This window comes from Paraburkholderia sp. EG304 (genome assembly GCF_046543485.1).
In the GTDB taxonomy this organism is placed as follows: Bacteria; Pseudomonadota; Gammaproteobacteria; order Burkholderiales; family Burkholderiaceae; genus Paraburkholderia; species Paraburkholderia youngii.
On record NZ_JBKGUA010000011.1, the window covers coordinates 29,514 to 43,384 of the forward strand.

A 13,871-nucleotide genomic window follows, 5' to 3' on the forward strand; every position below is an offset into this window, starting at 1 on the left:
CAACTCAGCTGTCTAGCTCGCTGCGACCGTCGGTCGGCACTGGGAGGGATATTTTTGGATGACAGACGCGTATCACCATGACGGCCCAGTCAGGCTTACGGCGGAGAGGAAAATTCGGAGCTCAAGGTATGCCAGTATTCGATCTTGTCTTGAATAAGGTATGTTCTAAAGTGGCGACTGAGGGTAGCCAATGAAAGCGATGCTGCTATTTCTTGGGCGGCCTGTGCAACCTGTTTTTGCATACGCTTCCCGGCCTCTTGCATTCGCGGTAAGTCAAGACCTTGGGCCGGTCCCGCAAGTAATTCGCTCAACCATGAATCAGAGATCTCCTTCAAACCTTATGGATCGCTGAATTGCAAAATGTAGAGAAAAAATTGCGCTGTCATAGGTTGGTCTCATATCTACATGGTTTGTCGCGACTAGTGAGGCCTGTAGATTGGGGGCGACACTTGGTCCCACATGGCTAGCGATTGCGAGGAAGTCACGCGGAGGCTTTATTGGCATTGCCTCGATTCCGGAATGGCCGAGGAGGCTATACGTAAGCGATATTCTTTTGACGAGAATAAAAATCCTCCCCTCACACCTTCAACAACCCCTTCTTTTCAATAAACTTCACCACTTCGTCGAGCCCCTCGAGCGCCTTCAGATTGCACATCACGAAGGGCCGCTCGCCGCGCATCTTCTTCGCATCCGACGCCATCACGTCGAGGTTCGCGCCCACCAGCGGCGCGAGATCGGTCTTGTTGATCACGAGCAGATCCGACTTCGTGATGCCGGGTCCGCCCTTGCGCGGGATCTTCTCGCCGCCCGCGACATCGATCACGTAGATCGTCAGGTCCGACAGCTCCGGACTGAAGGTTGCCGCGAGGTTGTCGCCACCCGATTCGATGAACACGATGTCCGCGTCCGGAAAACGCGTGAGCATGCGGTCGACCGCTTCGAGGTTGATCGACGCATCCTCGCGGATCGCCGTGTGCGGGCAGCCGCCCGTCTCGACGCCCATGATGCGTTCGGCCGGCAGCGCGCCCGCGACGGTCAGCAGACGCTGATCCTCTTTCGTATAGATGTCGTTCGTGATCGCGACGAGGTCGTACTGGTCGCGCATCGCCTTGCACAGCATTTCGAGCAGCGTGGTCTTGCCCGAGCCGACCGGGCCGCCGACGCCCACGCGCAGCGGCGGCAGCTTCTTGGTGCGGGTCTGGGTCGAGGTATGGGCAGCCGGATGATGGGGTGCGTTCATGATGGATCGTGGGAATCGTGTTACGAGCGGAAGAGCCGCGAATACTGCGACTCGTGGCGCGCCGACAGAATGCCGAGCTGCGGCGCGAATGTGTTGAGATCGTCACGCGAAATGGCGAGCGCGCGCGAGACGGCCGCATCGATCGGTTCGCGCAGCGCGACGATGATGCGCTGCCCCGCGAGCTGGCCGAGCGGCACCGCCTTCAACGCGGCGGCGGCCTGGTTCTCGACCCAACTGAACGCATAGGCGGCGAGCGCGGCATCGGTGGACGCATCATGCGCGTAGGCGGCGAATGCGAACGCGCTCGGCTGCGCGAGCGGCGTCAGCGACGCGAGCGTTTCGCGCCTCGCTGCATCGCCCCATTCGAGCGACACGCACAACTGCCGCAGCGACCAGCCCATCTGCTCGGTTTCGCGGCGCAGTTCGGCGGACTCGCGGCTCGCTAGAAATTCGGCGTTGGCGTCGGCGAGTTCGACCGCGTCGTGCGTGCGCCAGCGTTCGATCTGCTGCGCGAGGAACGGCAACTCGCCGCGCGCGAGCACGTCGGTCAGCCCGCGTTCGATCCACGTGCGCGCGGAGTCGGCGTCGGTGATGAGTTGCGCTTCGATCGCCGCTTCGAGACCCTGCGAATAACTGAACGCGCCGATGGGCAGCGCCGGCGACGCGAGATGCAGCAGCGCGGTGAGTTCAGCGATGCGCATGGTGGTGATGCGAGTGATGCCCATGTCCGCACGATTCGTCGTGCACGTGGTCATGATCGTGGTCCTGCGAGTGCGAGTGCGAGTGCGAAGAGCCTTCATGCGCATGCTCATGCCCATGATGCTCACCAAACACCTGCTGCGCGATCGCATAGTCCTCGGCGAAAGTCTCATCGTGCCCGTGCTTGTGCCCACCGCCATATGCGCCGGCCTCAGGCTGAAACGGCAGCGACACCCGCTCGAGCGTCGCGCCGATGCGCTCGAGCATGTCGGCGAGCACCGGATCGTATTCGAGCTTCAGATAATCGGCGCCCACTTCGACCGGCGTATGACGATTGCCGAGGTGATATGCGGCACGCGTCAACGTCAACGCGTCCGAAGCGCGTACCACAAGCACGGCTTCGTCAGCCGCAACGACACGCACGAGCCCGCCATCATCGGCGACGAGCACGTCGCCATCGCGCAGCACGGTGCCGCGCGGCAACAGCAATGCAATTTCCTCGCCGTTATCGAGCGTCGCCGCAAGACGGCTCTTGCGACGTTCATCGAATGCGAGCGTCAACGTCGGCGCTCGCTTGACGAGTACGGGCGCAATCTTCAGATGCGGCGCGAGAAGTTTGTTCAGTGTGCGCATGATCAGAACAGGAAATAGCGTTGCGCCATCGGCAGCACGGTGGCCGGATCACAGCTCAGCAGCTGGCCGTCGGCGATCACCTGGTAGGTTTCCGGATCGACGCTGATGTTCGGGCGCCACGCGTTGTGAATCATGTCGGCCTTCGTCACGTTGCGGCAGTTTTTGACCGCGACGATGCGCTTTTCCAAACCATAGCGTTCGGCGACGTTCGCATCGGCGGCGAGTTGCGACACGAAAGTCAGCGACGTGCGACCCAGCGCGCCACCGCGCGTCGCGAACATCTCGCGATAATGCACGGGCTGCGGCGTCGGAATCGATGCATTCGGGTCGCCCATCTGCGCCATCGCGATCATGCCGCCCTTCAGGATCAGCGACGGTTTGATGCCGAAAAACGCCGGCTCCCAGAACACCAGATCGGCCCACTTGCCCGGCTCGATCGAGCCGACCTCGTGCGCGATGCCGTGCGTGATCGCCGGATTGATCGTGTACTTCGCGACATAGCGTTTCGCGCGGAAATTGTCGTGACGCGCGTTGTCCTCGGGCAGCGCGCCGCGTTGCACCTTCATCTTGTGCGCGGTCTGCCACGTGCGGATGATCACTTCGCCGACGCGGCCCATCGCCTGCGAATCGGAAGACAGCATCGACAGCGCGCCGAGATCGTGCAGGATGTCCTCGGCCGCGATCGTCTCGCGGCGAATCCGCGATTCGGCGAATGCGATGTCTTCGGCAATCGACGGATCCAGGTGATGGCACACCATCAGCATGTCGAGATGCTCGTCGAGCGTGTTGACCGTATAGGGCCGCGTCGGATTCGTCGACGACGGCAGCACGTTCGTTTCGCCGCACACCTTGATGATGTCCGGTGCATGTCCACCGCCCGCGCCTTCGGTGTGATACGTGTGGATCGTGCGGCCCTTGAACGCGGCCACCGTCGTTTCGACGAAGCCCGCTTCGTTCAGCGTATCGGTGTGGATCGCGACCTGCGTGTCGGTATCGTCGGCGACGGAAAGACAGTTGTCGATCGCCGCGGGCGTCGTGCCCCAGTCCTCGTGCAGCTTCAGGCCGATCGCGCCCGCGGCGATCTGCTCGGTCAGCGGTGCCGGCTGGCTCACGTTGCCCTTGCCGAGAAAGCCGAGGTTCATCGGATAGCCGTCGGCCGCTTGCAGCATGCGCTCGAGATGCCACGGCCCTGGCGTGCAGGTCGTCGCATTGGTGCCGGTCGCGGGGCCGGTGCCGCCGCCGAGCATCGTCGTCACGCCGCTCGCGAGCGCTTCCTCGATCTGCTGCGGGCTGATGAAGTGGATGTGCGTATCGATGCCGCCCGCGGTCACGATCAGCCCTTCGCCGGCGATCACTTCGGTGGCCGCGCCAATCGCGATCGTCACGTTCGGCTGGATGTCCGGATTGCCGGCCTTGCCGATCGCCGCGATGCGGCCGTCCTTGATGCCGATGTCGGCCTTCACGATGCCCCAGTGATCGAGGATCACCGCGTTCGTCACGACGGTATCGACGACTTCGGCATGCACGCGCTGCGACTGGCCCATGCCGTCGCGGATCACCTTGCCGCCGCCGAACTTGACCTCTTCGCCGTAGGTCGTGAAGTCGCGCTCGATCTCGATCAGCAGTTCGGTGTCGGCGAGGCGCACGCGGTCGCCGGTGGAGGGGCCGAACATCTCCGCGTACGCGCGGCGGCCAATGCGTAGTGTCATGGTGTGGGTCCGGAGTGAGCTACAAGCGGGCTACAAGCAACGCAAGGCGGAGCAGGGCGGTCGAAACGCGAGGGCGCGGGCAGCGCATCACAGCTTGCCCATCACCTTGCCGTTGAAGCCGTACACGACGCGCTCGCCCGCCAGCGCGACGAGTTCGACCGTGCGCTCCTGGCCGGGCTCGAAGCGCACCGCGGTGCCCGCCGCGATATTCAGGCGAAAGCCGCGCGCCGCTTCGCGATCGAACGACAGCGCGTCATTCACTTCGTAGAAGTGGTAATGCGAGCCGATCTGCACGGGACGGTCGCCGGTATTCGACACGACCACCGTGACCGTCGCGCGGCCCGCGTTCAGTTCGTGCTCGCCGTCGTCGATGAGGAGTTCGCCGGGAATCATGGGGCCTGCCTTGACGAAGAGGAGTTCAGGGAATCGGATGATGGACGGTGACGAGCTTGGTGCCGTCGGGAAACGTCGCTTCGACCTGGATGTCGGGGATCATTTCGGGCACCCCCTCCATCACGTCGGCGCGCGTGAGCAGCGTGGTGCCGTAGTGCATCACCTCGGCGACGCTCTTGCCGTCGCGCGCGGCTTCCATCAGCGCGGCGGTGATGAAGGCGACCGCCTCCGGATAGTTCAGCTTTAGGCCGCGCGCGCGGCGCCGTTCGGCGAGCAGCGCGGCGGTGAAGATCAGCAGCTTGTCCTTCTCGCGAGGTGTCAGCTTCATCGGGGTGTGGGTCTCGGCGTTGAGGTGTCGTGGCGGCGTGCTCGTCGCGCCATCAGCCGGTCAAGGTATCAAGCCCGGCTAACGGCGCGCTTACAAACGCGCTTGCACGATTACAGGTCGGCGGGCAGTGGAGCGCCGAACCACTTCTTCGACATTGCACCGAGCGTACCGTCGTGTTTGGCCTGCGCGATTGCGGCATCGACCTTCTGTTGCAGGCGCGGCTCGTTCTTGTTCATGCCGACGAAGCAGGGCGAGTTCTTGATCACGAACTTCGGTTCCGGACGGCGCGACGGGTTCTTCGCGAGGATCGCGGCCGCGACGATGTTGCCGGCCGCGATCAGCTGCACCTGGCCGGACAGGAACGCGGCGATCGTCGCGTTGTTGTCCTCGAAGCGTTTGATCGTCGCGTTCGGCGCCATTTGTGTGAGACCGATTTCCTCGAGCGCGCCGCGCGTTGCGCCGACCGTCTTGCCTGTCAGATCGGCGGGAGCGCTCACCTTGATATCGGCGGGACCGAACACGCCCTGGTAATACGGCGCGTACGCGCTCGAGAAGTCGATCACCTTCTCGCGCTCAGGCGTTTTGCCGAGCGACGAGATCACCAGATCGACCTTGCCCGTTTGCAGATACGGAATGCGATTCGCGCTGTTGACCGGCACCAGTTCGAGCTTCACGTTCATCGCTTTGGCGAGCAGCGCGGCGGTGTCGATGTCGTAGCCCTGCGGCTTCATGTCGGGACCGACCGAGCCGAACGGCGGATAGTCCTCGGGCACGGCGACCTTCAGCACGCCGGCCTTGGCGATGTTGTCGAGCGTGTCGGCGTGCGCGGCGCCCGCATGAAACGCGAGGTCGGCGAAGATGGGCAGGGCGAGTAGCGCGGCCAGCAAGGCGCGGCGCGCGGAGCGGGACAGAGTGCGGGTCATTGGCGTGAGCGTGGTGGTGTCGTTGGAGTCGGGTCGTGGCTGGCTTCTTCGTGTCCGGCCGCGAAGTGGCGAATCCAATGCAAGCTGTGTGCCATCGTGCTTCGCCCCGATTGGGCGGCACGCTGCGCCGGTTCGCGCACATGCTTGGGGCGTGCGCGTGCGCCGCCTTGGTGCGCGAGGAGGGCATTGAAGACGAAAGCGGGAAGCCGCGCGCTCAGGTCGACCAGATCCGCAACGGCACCGCCGCGACACCATGCACGACCGGCCGCAACTGCAGCCAGCAGCGCGTGAGCGCGTGCTGCAGCGTTTCCATCGAGCGTGACACCGCGCGCACGAGCAGTACGCCGTTGGTCACGCACGAGGCTGCCGCTCGCAACGTGTCGTCGAACGGCAGTTGCGCGGTGAGCGACTCGGCGAGCGCGTCGTCGCAAGCAGCGCCTACGGCCCACAGCGTGCCGTAGGCCGGAAAGCCCGCGAGGCCCTGCGGCGCGTCGCGCAGCGGATCGTCGGCGCTAAGCGTCGCGCGTTCGAACCACAGCGGCTCGCCATTCGCGCCGACGATACGCGACACCGCGCGCAAGCTACCCGCCGACCAGCGTTCGCCGGCCGCCTGGCGTCCGAGCTGCGTTGCATCCCAGCCGATCGCGCTCGCGCCGGCGCCGAGCGTCAGCGAAAAATCGAGTTGCGCATTCGCGTGATCGAACACGATGTTGTTCTGCGGCAGCCAGTCGAGCTTCGCCTGGTCGCCGACCTGCAGCGCAATGCGCTGCCGCGCCGCGCGGCCGTTCGACTTGTACCACTTGGTTGCGCCCGGCGTCGTCAGCACCGCGTGCGTGTGCGCGCCGAGGGTGATGTCGATGTCGAGCTGATCGCCACCCGCGACGCCGCCGGGCGGATGCACGATCACCGCGTGACAGATCGCCGGGCCTTCCGGATAGAGCGGCCGTTGCACGCGCAGCGGCCCATCGTGCAGCCGGTGCGCAAGCGTCGTGCGAGCGTCGCCGCCGACGAAGCCGAGTTCGAGTCGCGCGCGCCACGGTGAGTGAGCGGTGGCGAGCGTGGCGTGGTTTTCGTGGAGCGACATGCGGATGAAAGGGGGAACCGGCGTGCGGCGAGGATAGCACGCGGGTCGCGGCGCGAGAGCCGCGCGCTAGCGACTACGACGCAGTGTCTTCAGGCGAGGCCTCGGTCACCGACAGCACCTTGATGCCCTCCCACTGCGGATGCAGCAGCCGGAGCAACGCGACGATAGCGCGCGGGGTGTTTTCCTGGACGGTCAACGAGTCGCTGCCTGTCTCGATTGCTTTCTTGCCATGTCGGCAGTACTGATACTCGACGTTAACCGTCACGGACATGCTTTTCTCCCTTCTCTTCTCTAACGATGTTGTGTTGCTAACCCGGGTTTTACAGCGGCAGCGTCTAGCGCACGCGGCTCGGCGCGGCGTGATCGTCCACGCCGCGTTCCGCGCGATTGATGAATCCGCAGTCGAGCAGGAGCTGACAGAAAGCTTCCGGCGAACACGACGGACCGGTCGTCTCAGCCATTCTCGCGAGGACGTCCTGGAACGACGCGAGCACGTGCCAGCTGTCGTAGTACGCGTGCAGCTGGGGCGCGAGTTCGTTGCCGAGCTTCTCCCAGCGCACCGACAGCATGCCGACCGTACCGCCGCTGTCCACCTCGAATAAACCAAAGGTGACCGCCGACACCACGTTCATCACCCGGCAATAGGAGGCTGGGTTTCTGTAAAACTCGCGTCTGACCTGCTTGTTGTCGTCCATGGTGTCCACCTGTCGAACCGTTGCGGCGCTGCCTAGCCTGTGTAACGGTTGCGCGGCGGATAACTTGAGCGGTGAGCTTCAGTCGCGTTAGACGGGGCCGACGGCGCGGGCCGCAAGCTTTCTAACTGCTGTCGCAGATTGAAAAAACGCTTACACGGCAATCAACCCCCGCACTCCATCGGCATCCATGTTCGCCCCTTCGCCGCCCGCGATGATTTCGCCGCGACTCATCACCCAGTAACGATCGGCGATCGCTTTGGCGAAGTCGTAGTACTGCTCGACGAGCAGCACCGTCATGCCCATGTCCTCGACGAGCTGCCGCAGCGTGCGGCCGATGTCCTGAATGATCGACGGCTGGATGCCCTCGGTCGGCTCGTCGAGGATCAGCAGTTGCGGCTCGCTCATCAGCGCGCGGCCGATCGCGAGCTGTTGCTGCTGACCGCCGGACAGATCGCCGCCGCGGCGGTTGCGCATGTCCTTCAGCACCGGGAACAGCTCGTAGATGCGCTCGGGGATTTTCTTCGGCGCCTTTCTGCTGGCGGCGCCCACCAGCAGGTTTTCCTCGACGGTCAAGCGCGGAAAAATATCGCGGCCCTGCGGCACGTAGGCGAGCCCCTGGGCGACGCGCGCATGCGTGGGCAGTTTCATCAGCGGTTCGCCGCGCCACGCGATCGCGCCGCTTTTCGCGGGCACGACGCCCATCAGGCAACGCAGCAGCGTGGTCTTGCCGACGCCATTGCGCCCGAGCAGCACCGTGAGCTTGCCGTCGGGCACCGTGAGTTTCACGTCGCGCAGAATATGGCTGCCGCCGTAGTACTGGTTCAGTCGGTCTACTTCGAGCATGTTTCAGTCATCCTGTCGGGTTGACGATGCGGTACCGCCTTGAGCTTCGATCAGCGGCCGAGATAAGACTCGATCACGGTCTCATCGCGCTTCACTTCGTCGAGCGTGCCGTGCGCGAGCACGCGTCCTTCGGCCATGACCGTCACCTTGCCCGTATCGCCCGCGAGCGCCGCGACGAACTCCATGTCGTGCTCGACGACCATCATCGAGCAGGTGCCGCGCAGGTGGTTGAGCAATTCGGCGAGTTGCATCGTCTCGTCGTCGGTCATGCCGGCCGCGGGTTCGTCGAGCAGCAGCAGCGCAGGGCGTTGCATGAGCAGCATGCCGATTTCGAGGCGCTGCTTCTGGCCGTGCGATAGCTCTCCGGCGAGCCTGCGCGCTTCGCTTTCCAGTCCGATCAGCGCGAGCGTTTGCTCGATGCGCGCCTGCGCGTCTCGATCGAGCCGTGCGCGCAGCGACGCCCACCAGCCTTTGTCGGTTTTCATCGCGAGTTCGAGGTTTTCCCACACCGGATGCTGCTCGAACACGGTTGGCTTCTGGAACTTGCGACCGATGCCGGCGCGCGCGATCGCCGGTTCGTTCATCCGCGTCAGATCGATCGACTGGCCGAGAAACACCTTGCCTTGATCGGGCGCGGTCTTGCCCGTGATCACGTCCATCATCGTCGTCTTGCCCGCGCCATTCGGGCCGATGATGCAGCGCAGTTCGCCCGCGTCGATCGCGAGCGACAACGCGTTGAGTGCGCGAAAGCCGTCGAAGCTGACCGTCACGTCTTCGAGGTACAGGATCGTGCCATGCGATACGTCGATCTCGCCGGGCACGACCGTGTGCCCCATGCTCGCGACGCCGCTCAGCGAGCGTTCCGCCGGTGCTTCGGGCAAATCCAGATCGGGAACCATCGGGTTTTCGTTCATCAGCGGTTCCTCAGCGGTTTCTTTTGCGCGTCAGCAGATCGGCGAGACCCATGATGCCGTTCGGCAGCAGCAGCGGCACCAGCACGAAGATCAGGCCGAGAAAGAACAGCCAGTATTCGGGGAAGTTCGCCGTGAAGAAGCTCTTTGCGCCGTTGACCGCGAACGCGCCGATGATCGGGCCGATCAGCGTGCCGCGTCCGCCGACCGCGACCCAGATCGCCATTTCGATCGAGTTGCCCGGCGACATCTCGCCCGGATTGATGATGCCGACCTGCGGCACGTACAACGCGCCCGCGATGCCGCACAGCACCGCCGACACGGTCCACACGAACAGCTTGTACGCGAGCGGGCTGTAGCCGAGAAACATCAGCCGCGTTTCGCCGTCGCGCACCGCGGTCACCACGCGGCCGAGCTTCGACGTGACGATCGCGCGCGCGCCGAGGAACGCGGCGATCAGCACCGCGAAGGTGATCAGCAGCAACGCGGCGCGTGTGCCCTGATGCGTGATCGGAAAACCGCCGATGCGCTTGAAGTCGGTAAAGCCGTTATTGCCGCCAAAGCCCGTTTCGTTGCGATAGAACAGCAGCATCGCGGCGAAGGTCATCGCCTGCGTGATGATCGACAGATACACGCCCTTCACGCGCGAACGGAACGTGAAGAAGCCGAATACCCACGCGACCACGGCCGGCACCAGCACGACGAGCAGCAGCGCATAGCCGAGATGCTGCGTGCCTTGCCAGTACCACGGCAACTGGTGCCAGTCGAGAAACACCATGAAGTCGGGCAGATCGCTGCCGTACTTGCCGTCGTGACCGATCGCGCGCATCAGGTACATACCGATCGCATAGCCGCCGAGCGCGAAGAACAATGCGTGGCCCAGACTCAGGATGCCGCAGTAGCCCCACACCAGATCGAGCGCGAGCGCGGCGATCGCATAGCACATGAACTTGCCGGTCAGCGTCATCGCATACGCGGACAGATGCAAGGCGCTCGTCTGCGGAATCACCAGCGCGGCGAACGGCACCCCGAGGCCGAATACGATGATCAACGCGATCAGCGCGAGCCACGCGCGACGCGACAGCAACGCGGGCCGCGGTGGCAGACCGAGCGCAAAGCCGGTGTTGAATTCGCGCGCGGCGCCTGCCCCCGCGCGCGACGACGCGGCTGAAGAAGGGTTCGACGACGAAGTAGCCGATGTCATCTCATGCCTCCGCGCTGCGGCCCTTCAAGGCGAACATGCCCTGCGGACGCTTCTGGATGAACAGCACGATCAGCACGAGCACCGCGATCTTCGCGAGCACCGCGCCCCAGAACGGTTCGATCGCCTTGCTGACGAGCCCGAGGCCGAAGCCGCCGAGCACGGTGCCCGCAAGCTGGCCGACACCGCCGAGCACGACCGCCATGAACGAATCGATGATGTAGCTCTGGCCTAGATCGGGCCCGACATTGCCGATCTGCGACAGCGCGCAGCCGCCGAGCCCCGCGATGCCCGCGCCGAATGCGAACGCATACGAATCGACACGCGCGGTTTTCACGCCGACGCACGCGGCCATGCGGCGGTTCTGCGTGACCGCGCGCACGAACAGACCCAGGCGCGTGCGGGTGAGCACGGCCCACGCGATCGCGACGACGATCAGCGAGAACGCGAGAATCGCGAGCCGGTTGTACGGCAGGATCAGGTTCGGCAGCACGGTCACGCCGCCGCTCATCCACGACGGATTGACGACCTGGACGTTCTGCGCGCCGAACAGCATGCGGGTTGCCTGAATCAGGATCAGGCTCACGCCGAAGGTGGTCAGCAGCGTTTCGAGCGGGCGGCCATACAGGTGCTTCAGCACGAGCCGTTCGAGCACGATGCCGACCAGCGCGGCCGCGACGAAGGAGGCCGGTATCGCGACGAGCGGATACCAGTCGAACGCGTTGGGTGCAAAGCGCTGAACGAGGTTTTGCACGACGTAGGTCGCGTACGCGCCGATCATCAGGAATTCGCCGTGCGCCATGTTGATCACGCCGATCAGGCCATACGTGATTGCGAGGCCGAGCGCGGCGAGCAGCAGCACGCTGCCGAGCGACAGCCCGGCGAACAGCGTGCCCGCGATCTGGCTGCGGCGCTGGATCGCATCGAGCTCATCGATGCCGCTTTGCGCGGCCGCGCGCACGCGTTCGTCGGTTTCGGCAAATGTGCCGTCGGCTTTCTTCGCGACCAGCGGGCGCAGCAACTCGTTCATATCGAGATCGTGACGCGCGGCGACCAGTTGCACTGCTTCGAGACGCTTCGAAGGGTCCGGGTCGTGCAATGCGCTCATCGCCCACAGCGTGTCGAGACGCTTCTTCAGCGCGGGATCGGTTTCTTTCGCGCGCGCCGCGTCGACGAGCGGTTTGATCGATGGATCGGGGTTTTTTAGCAGCGCATCGATGGCGGCTGCGCGTGTCGCCTGGTCGGGCGACGCGAGTTGCAGACCCGACAGCGCGCCCGCCACTTTCGAGCGCAGCAGGTTGTTCAGCGTGACGGGTTGCGCGTCGCTCGCTGCGACCGGCTGGCCGGTGACGGCATCGCGGGTGGCGTCGCCGTCCTGCAGCAGTACCGCGCCTGAGTCGGTGGCGAGCGCGCTGTCGTCGGCGAGGGCCTTCAGCACCGCGAGCGATGCGGTGTCATGCGTGGCGATCAGTTTGTCGATCGCGGCGGACTTTGCCTCGAAGTCGTCGCCGGCGAGCGGCGCGACGTCGGCCTGGGTCAGCGCGAATGCGGCGCCCGGCGCGGCGGCGAGAAGAACCGCGAGCGGCAGCAGGAGCGCCGCGCCGCGTCGTCGTACGGAAGTCGGAAATGAAAACGCCATGATGGCCTTTTGCACTGGGTTGAATCGGTGAGCCGCTCAGCGCGCGAGGGTGCCGCTGCCGCTTCAGCGGGACGCCGCCGCGCGAGCGCCGCGCGTGCCGGTACGCAGGCCGCACGTCGCGGCAGGCGGCTGTTGCGGCGCGGCACGCGCGGTTCGCCGCGTGCCGCGACGCGGCTCACGCCGGCACGTCACGCAACGCGCGAGCGCCGCAGGAACGCCGGAATCGAGCTGACCACATCCGGCTTGCCCGCATTGCCGGCGATGAACGGGCTCCACGGTTGCGCGCGGATCGGCCCCTTGGTGCGCCACACGACGTTGAACTGGCCATCCGCGCGTACTTCGCCGATCATCACCGGCTTGTGCAGATGGTGGTTGCCGTCCATCTCCAGCGTGAAGCCCGACGGTGCCGCGAAGGTCTGCCCGACCATCGCGACGCGCACCTTGTCGACCTCAGTGCTCTTTGCTTTCTCGACCGCCTGCTTCCACATATGGATGCCGACGAAGGTCGCCTCCATCGGATCGTTGGTCACGCGCTTCGTGCCGCCCGGCAGGTTGTTGTCCTTGACCCACGTGGCCCATTGTTTCTTGAACTTCTCGTTGGACGGATTGCGCACCGACATGAAGTAGTTCCATGCCGCGAGATTGCCGACGAGCGGCTTCGTATCGATGCCACGCAGTTCCTCTTCGCCGACCGAGAACGCGACGACCGGCACATCCGACGCCTTCAGCCCCTGGTTGCCGAGTTCCTTGTAGAACGGCACGTTCGAATCGCCGTTCACGGTCGAGATCACCGCGGTCTTGCCGCCTTGCGAGAAGCTCTTGATGTTGGCGACGATGGTCTGATAGTCGCTGTGACCGAACGGCGTATAGACCTCCTGGATGTCGGTTTCCTGCACGCCCTTCGATTTGAGGAACGCGCGCAGGATCTTGTTGGTCGTGCGCGGATACACATAGTCGGTGCCGAGCAGGAAGAAGCGCTTCGCGCCGCCGCCTTCGGCGCTCATCAGGTATTCGGTCGCGGGAATCGCCTGCTGGTTAGGAGCTGCGCCCGTATAGAACACGTTGCGCGACATTTCTTCGCCTTCGTACTGCACCGGATAGAACAGCAGGCCGTTCAGTTCCTCGAACACCGGCAGCACCGACTTGCGCGACACCGAGGTCCAGCAGCCGAACACGACCGCGCATTTGTCCTGCGTCAGAAGCTGGCGCGCCTTCTCGGCGAACAGCGGCCAGTTCGACGCCGGGTCGACGACCACCGGCTGGATTTGACGGCCCATCACACCGCCGTTCTTGTTGATGTCGGCGATCGTCATCAACGCGGTGTCTTTCAGCGACGTCTCGGAGATCGCCATCGTGCCGGATAGCGAATGCAGGATGCCCACCTTGATCGGACCGCTATCGGACTGCGCGTGCGCGAACGGCACGCGGCCCGCGAGCGCGAGCGCGCCGGACATGGAGCCGAACTTCAACAGACTGCGACGTTTCATGTGCTTTCCCCTTGTCATTGATGGTCACTGTTTATGAGCGTCGATTTCAGCCAGCAGGCTGAGCTCGCACGGCTTGCCGCTCGTCT

General features: G+C 64.5%; 15 protein-coding genes. All 15 read right to left on the reverse strand.

The features are described from left to right. Positions 1-577: 577 nt before the first annotated feature. A complete protein-coding gene (ureG, locus tag ACLFKU_RS15395) occupies positions 578-1,240 on the reverse strand; it encodes an urease accessory protein UreG (protein ID WP_410849650.1) in 663 nt (220 codons plus the stop codon). A gap of 20 nt (positions 1,241-1,260) precedes the next feature. Continuing rightward, positions 1,261-1,941, reverse strand: a complete 681-nt coding sequence (locus ACLFKU_RS15400; RefSeq protein WP_410849742.1) for an urease accessory protein UreF — start codon at positions 1,939-1,941, stop codon at positions 1,261-1,263. After that, on the reverse strand, positions 1,928-2,572 hold the full coding sequence (gene ureE / locus ACLFKU_RS15405) for an urease accessory protein UreE (RefSeq protein ID WP_410849651.1): 645 nt from the start codon (positions 2,570-2,572) through the stop codon (positions 1,928-1,930). The genes ACLFKU_RS15400 and ureE overlap by 14 nt, the downstream gene beginning before the upstream one ends. 2 nt (positions 2,573-2,574) lie before the next feature. Further along, positions 2,575-4,281 (reverse strand): urease subunit alpha, encoded by a 1,707-nt coding sequence (gene ureC / locus ACLFKU_RS15410; protein ID WP_368585909.1) that lies wholly within the window; start codon positions 4,279-4,281, stop codon positions 2,575-2,577. An 87-nt stretch (positions 4,282-4,368) separates the two neighbouring features. Further along, positions 4,369-4,674, reverse strand: coding sequence for an urease subunit beta (locus ACLFKU_RS15415; protein ID WP_013088655.1), 306 nt, complete (start codon positions 4,672-4,674; stop codon positions 4,369-4,371). Positions 4,675-4,699: 25 nt separating this feature from the next. Then, positions 4,700-5,002 carry an urease subunit gamma gene (ureA, locus tag ACLFKU_RS15420; RefSeq protein ID WP_008923043.1) on the reverse strand — a complete coding sequence of 101 codons (303 nt, stop codon included), beginning with the start codon at positions 5,000-5,002 and terminating at the stop codon, positions 4,700-4,702. 110 nt (positions 5,003-5,112) lie between these two features. Next, on the reverse strand, positions 5,113-5,925 hold the full coding sequence (locus ACLFKU_RS15425; protein WP_368585910.1) for a transporter substrate-binding domain-containing protein: 813 nt from the start codon (positions 5,923-5,925) through the stop codon (positions 5,113-5,115). Positions 5,926-6,139: 214 nt separating this feature from the next. Beyond that, positions 6,140-7,009 (reverse strand): urease accessory protein UreD, encoded by an 870-nt coding sequence (locus ACLFKU_RS15430; protein ID WP_410849652.1) that lies wholly within the window; start codon positions 7,007-7,009, stop codon positions 6,140-6,142. Positions 7,010-7,082: 73 nt separating this feature from the next. Then, the gene (locus ACLFKU_RS15435) at positions 7,083-7,280 is read right to left on the reverse strand and encodes a hypothetical protein (protein WP_368585912.1); all 198 of its coding nucleotides are present in this window, start codon (positions 7,278-7,280) and stop codon (positions 7,083-7,085) included. A gap of 64 nt (positions 7,281-7,344) precedes the next feature. After that, a complete protein-coding gene (locus ACLFKU_RS15440; RefSeq protein WP_368585913.1) occupies positions 7,345-7,704 on the reverse strand; it encodes a hypothetical protein in 360 nt (119 codons plus the stop codon). Positions 7,705-7,854: 150 nt separating this feature from the next. After that, on the reverse strand, positions 7,855-8,547 hold the full coding sequence (urtE, locus tag ACLFKU_RS15445; protein ID WP_368585914.1) for an urea ABC transporter ATP-binding subunit UrtE: 693 nt from the start codon (positions 8,545-8,547) through the stop codon (positions 7,855-7,857). Between the two features lie 50 nt (positions 8,548-8,597). Further along, entirely contained in the window at positions 8,598-9,461 is an 864-nt protein-coding gene (gene urtD / locus ACLFKU_RS15450) for an urea ABC transporter ATP-binding protein UrtD (RefSeq protein ID WP_368585915.1), read from the reverse strand. Between the two features lie 10 nt (positions 9,462-9,471). Further along, entirely contained in the window at positions 9,472-10,662 is a 1,191-nt protein-coding gene (gene urtC / locus ACLFKU_RS15455) for an urea ABC transporter permease subunit UrtC (RefSeq protein ID WP_410849653.1), read from the reverse strand. 1 nt (position 10,663) lies between these two features. Further along, a complete protein-coding gene (gene urtB / locus ACLFKU_RS15460) occupies positions 10,664-12,298 on the reverse strand; it encodes an urea ABC transporter permease subunit UrtB (protein WP_410849654.1) in 1,635 nt (544 codons plus the stop codon). A 188-nt stretch (positions 12,299-12,486) separates the two neighbouring features. After that, complete coding sequence (gene urtA, locus ACLFKU_RS15465) at positions 12,487-13,785, reverse strand: urea ABC transporter substrate-binding protein (protein ID WP_368586640.1); 1,299 nt, start codon at positions 13,783-13,785, stop codon at positions 12,487-12,489. Positions 13,786-13,871: the final 86 nt, after the last annotated feature.

Excerpts from the sequence above, each read along its gene's own strand:
- ureG (WP_410849650.1), bottom strand. The coding sequence starts at position 1,240 with ATGAACGCACCCCATCATCCGGCTGCCCATACCTCGACCCAGACCCGC.
- ACLFKU_RS15400 (WP_410849742.1), bottom strand. The coding sequence starts at position 1,941 with ATGCGCATCGCTGAACTCACCGCGCTGCTGCATCTCGCGTCGCCGGCG.
- ureE (WP_410849651.1), bottom strand. The coding sequence starts at position 2,572 with ATGCGCACACTGAACAAACTTCTCGCGCCGCATCTGAAGATTGCGCCC.
- ureC (WP_368585909.1), bottom strand. The coding sequence starts at position 4,281 with ATGACACTACGCATTGGCCGCCGCGCGTACGCGGAGATGTTCGGCCCC.
- ACLFKU_RS15415 (WP_013088655.1), bottom strand. The coding sequence starts at position 4,674 with ATGATTCCCGGCGAACTCCTCATCGACGACGGCGAGCACGAACTGAAC.
- ureA (WP_008923043.1), bottom strand. The coding sequence starts at position 5,002 with ATGAAGCTGACACCTCGCGAGAAGGACAAGCTGCTGATCTTCACCGCC.
- ACLFKU_RS15425 (WP_368585910.1), bottom strand. The coding sequence starts at position 5,925 with ATGACCCGCACTCTGTCCCGCTCCGCGCGCCGCGCCTTGCTGGCCGCG.
- ACLFKU_RS15430 (WP_410849652.1), bottom strand. The coding sequence starts at position 7,009 with ATGTCGCTCCACGAAAACCACGCCACGCTCGCCACCGCTCACTCACCG.
- ACLFKU_RS15435 (WP_368585912.1), bottom strand. The coding sequence starts at position 7,280 with ATGTCCGTGACGGTTAACGTCGAGTATCAGTACTGCCGACATGGCAAG.
- ACLFKU_RS15440 (WP_368585913.1), bottom strand. The coding sequence starts at position 7,704 with ATGGACGACAACAAGCAGGTCAGACGCGAGTTTTACAGAAACCCAGCC.
- urtE (WP_368585914.1), bottom strand. The coding sequence starts at position 8,547 with ATGCTCGAAGTAGACCGACTGAACCAGTACTACGGCGGCAGCCATATT.
- urtD (WP_368585915.1), bottom strand. The coding sequence starts at position 9,461 with ATGAACGAAAACCCGATGGTTCCCGATCTGGATTTGCCCGAAGCACCG.
- urtC (WP_410849653.1), bottom strand. The coding sequence starts at position 10,662 with ATGACATCGGCTACTTCGTCGTCGAACCCTTCTTCAGCCGCGTCGTCG.
- urtB (WP_410849654.1), bottom strand. The coding sequence starts at position 12,298 with ATGGCGTTTTCATTTCCGACTTCCGTACGACGACGCGGCGCGGCGCTC.
- urtA (WP_368586640.1), bottom strand. The coding sequence starts at position 13,785 with ATGAAACGTCGCAGTCTGTTGAAGTTCGGCTCCATGTCCGGCGCGCTC.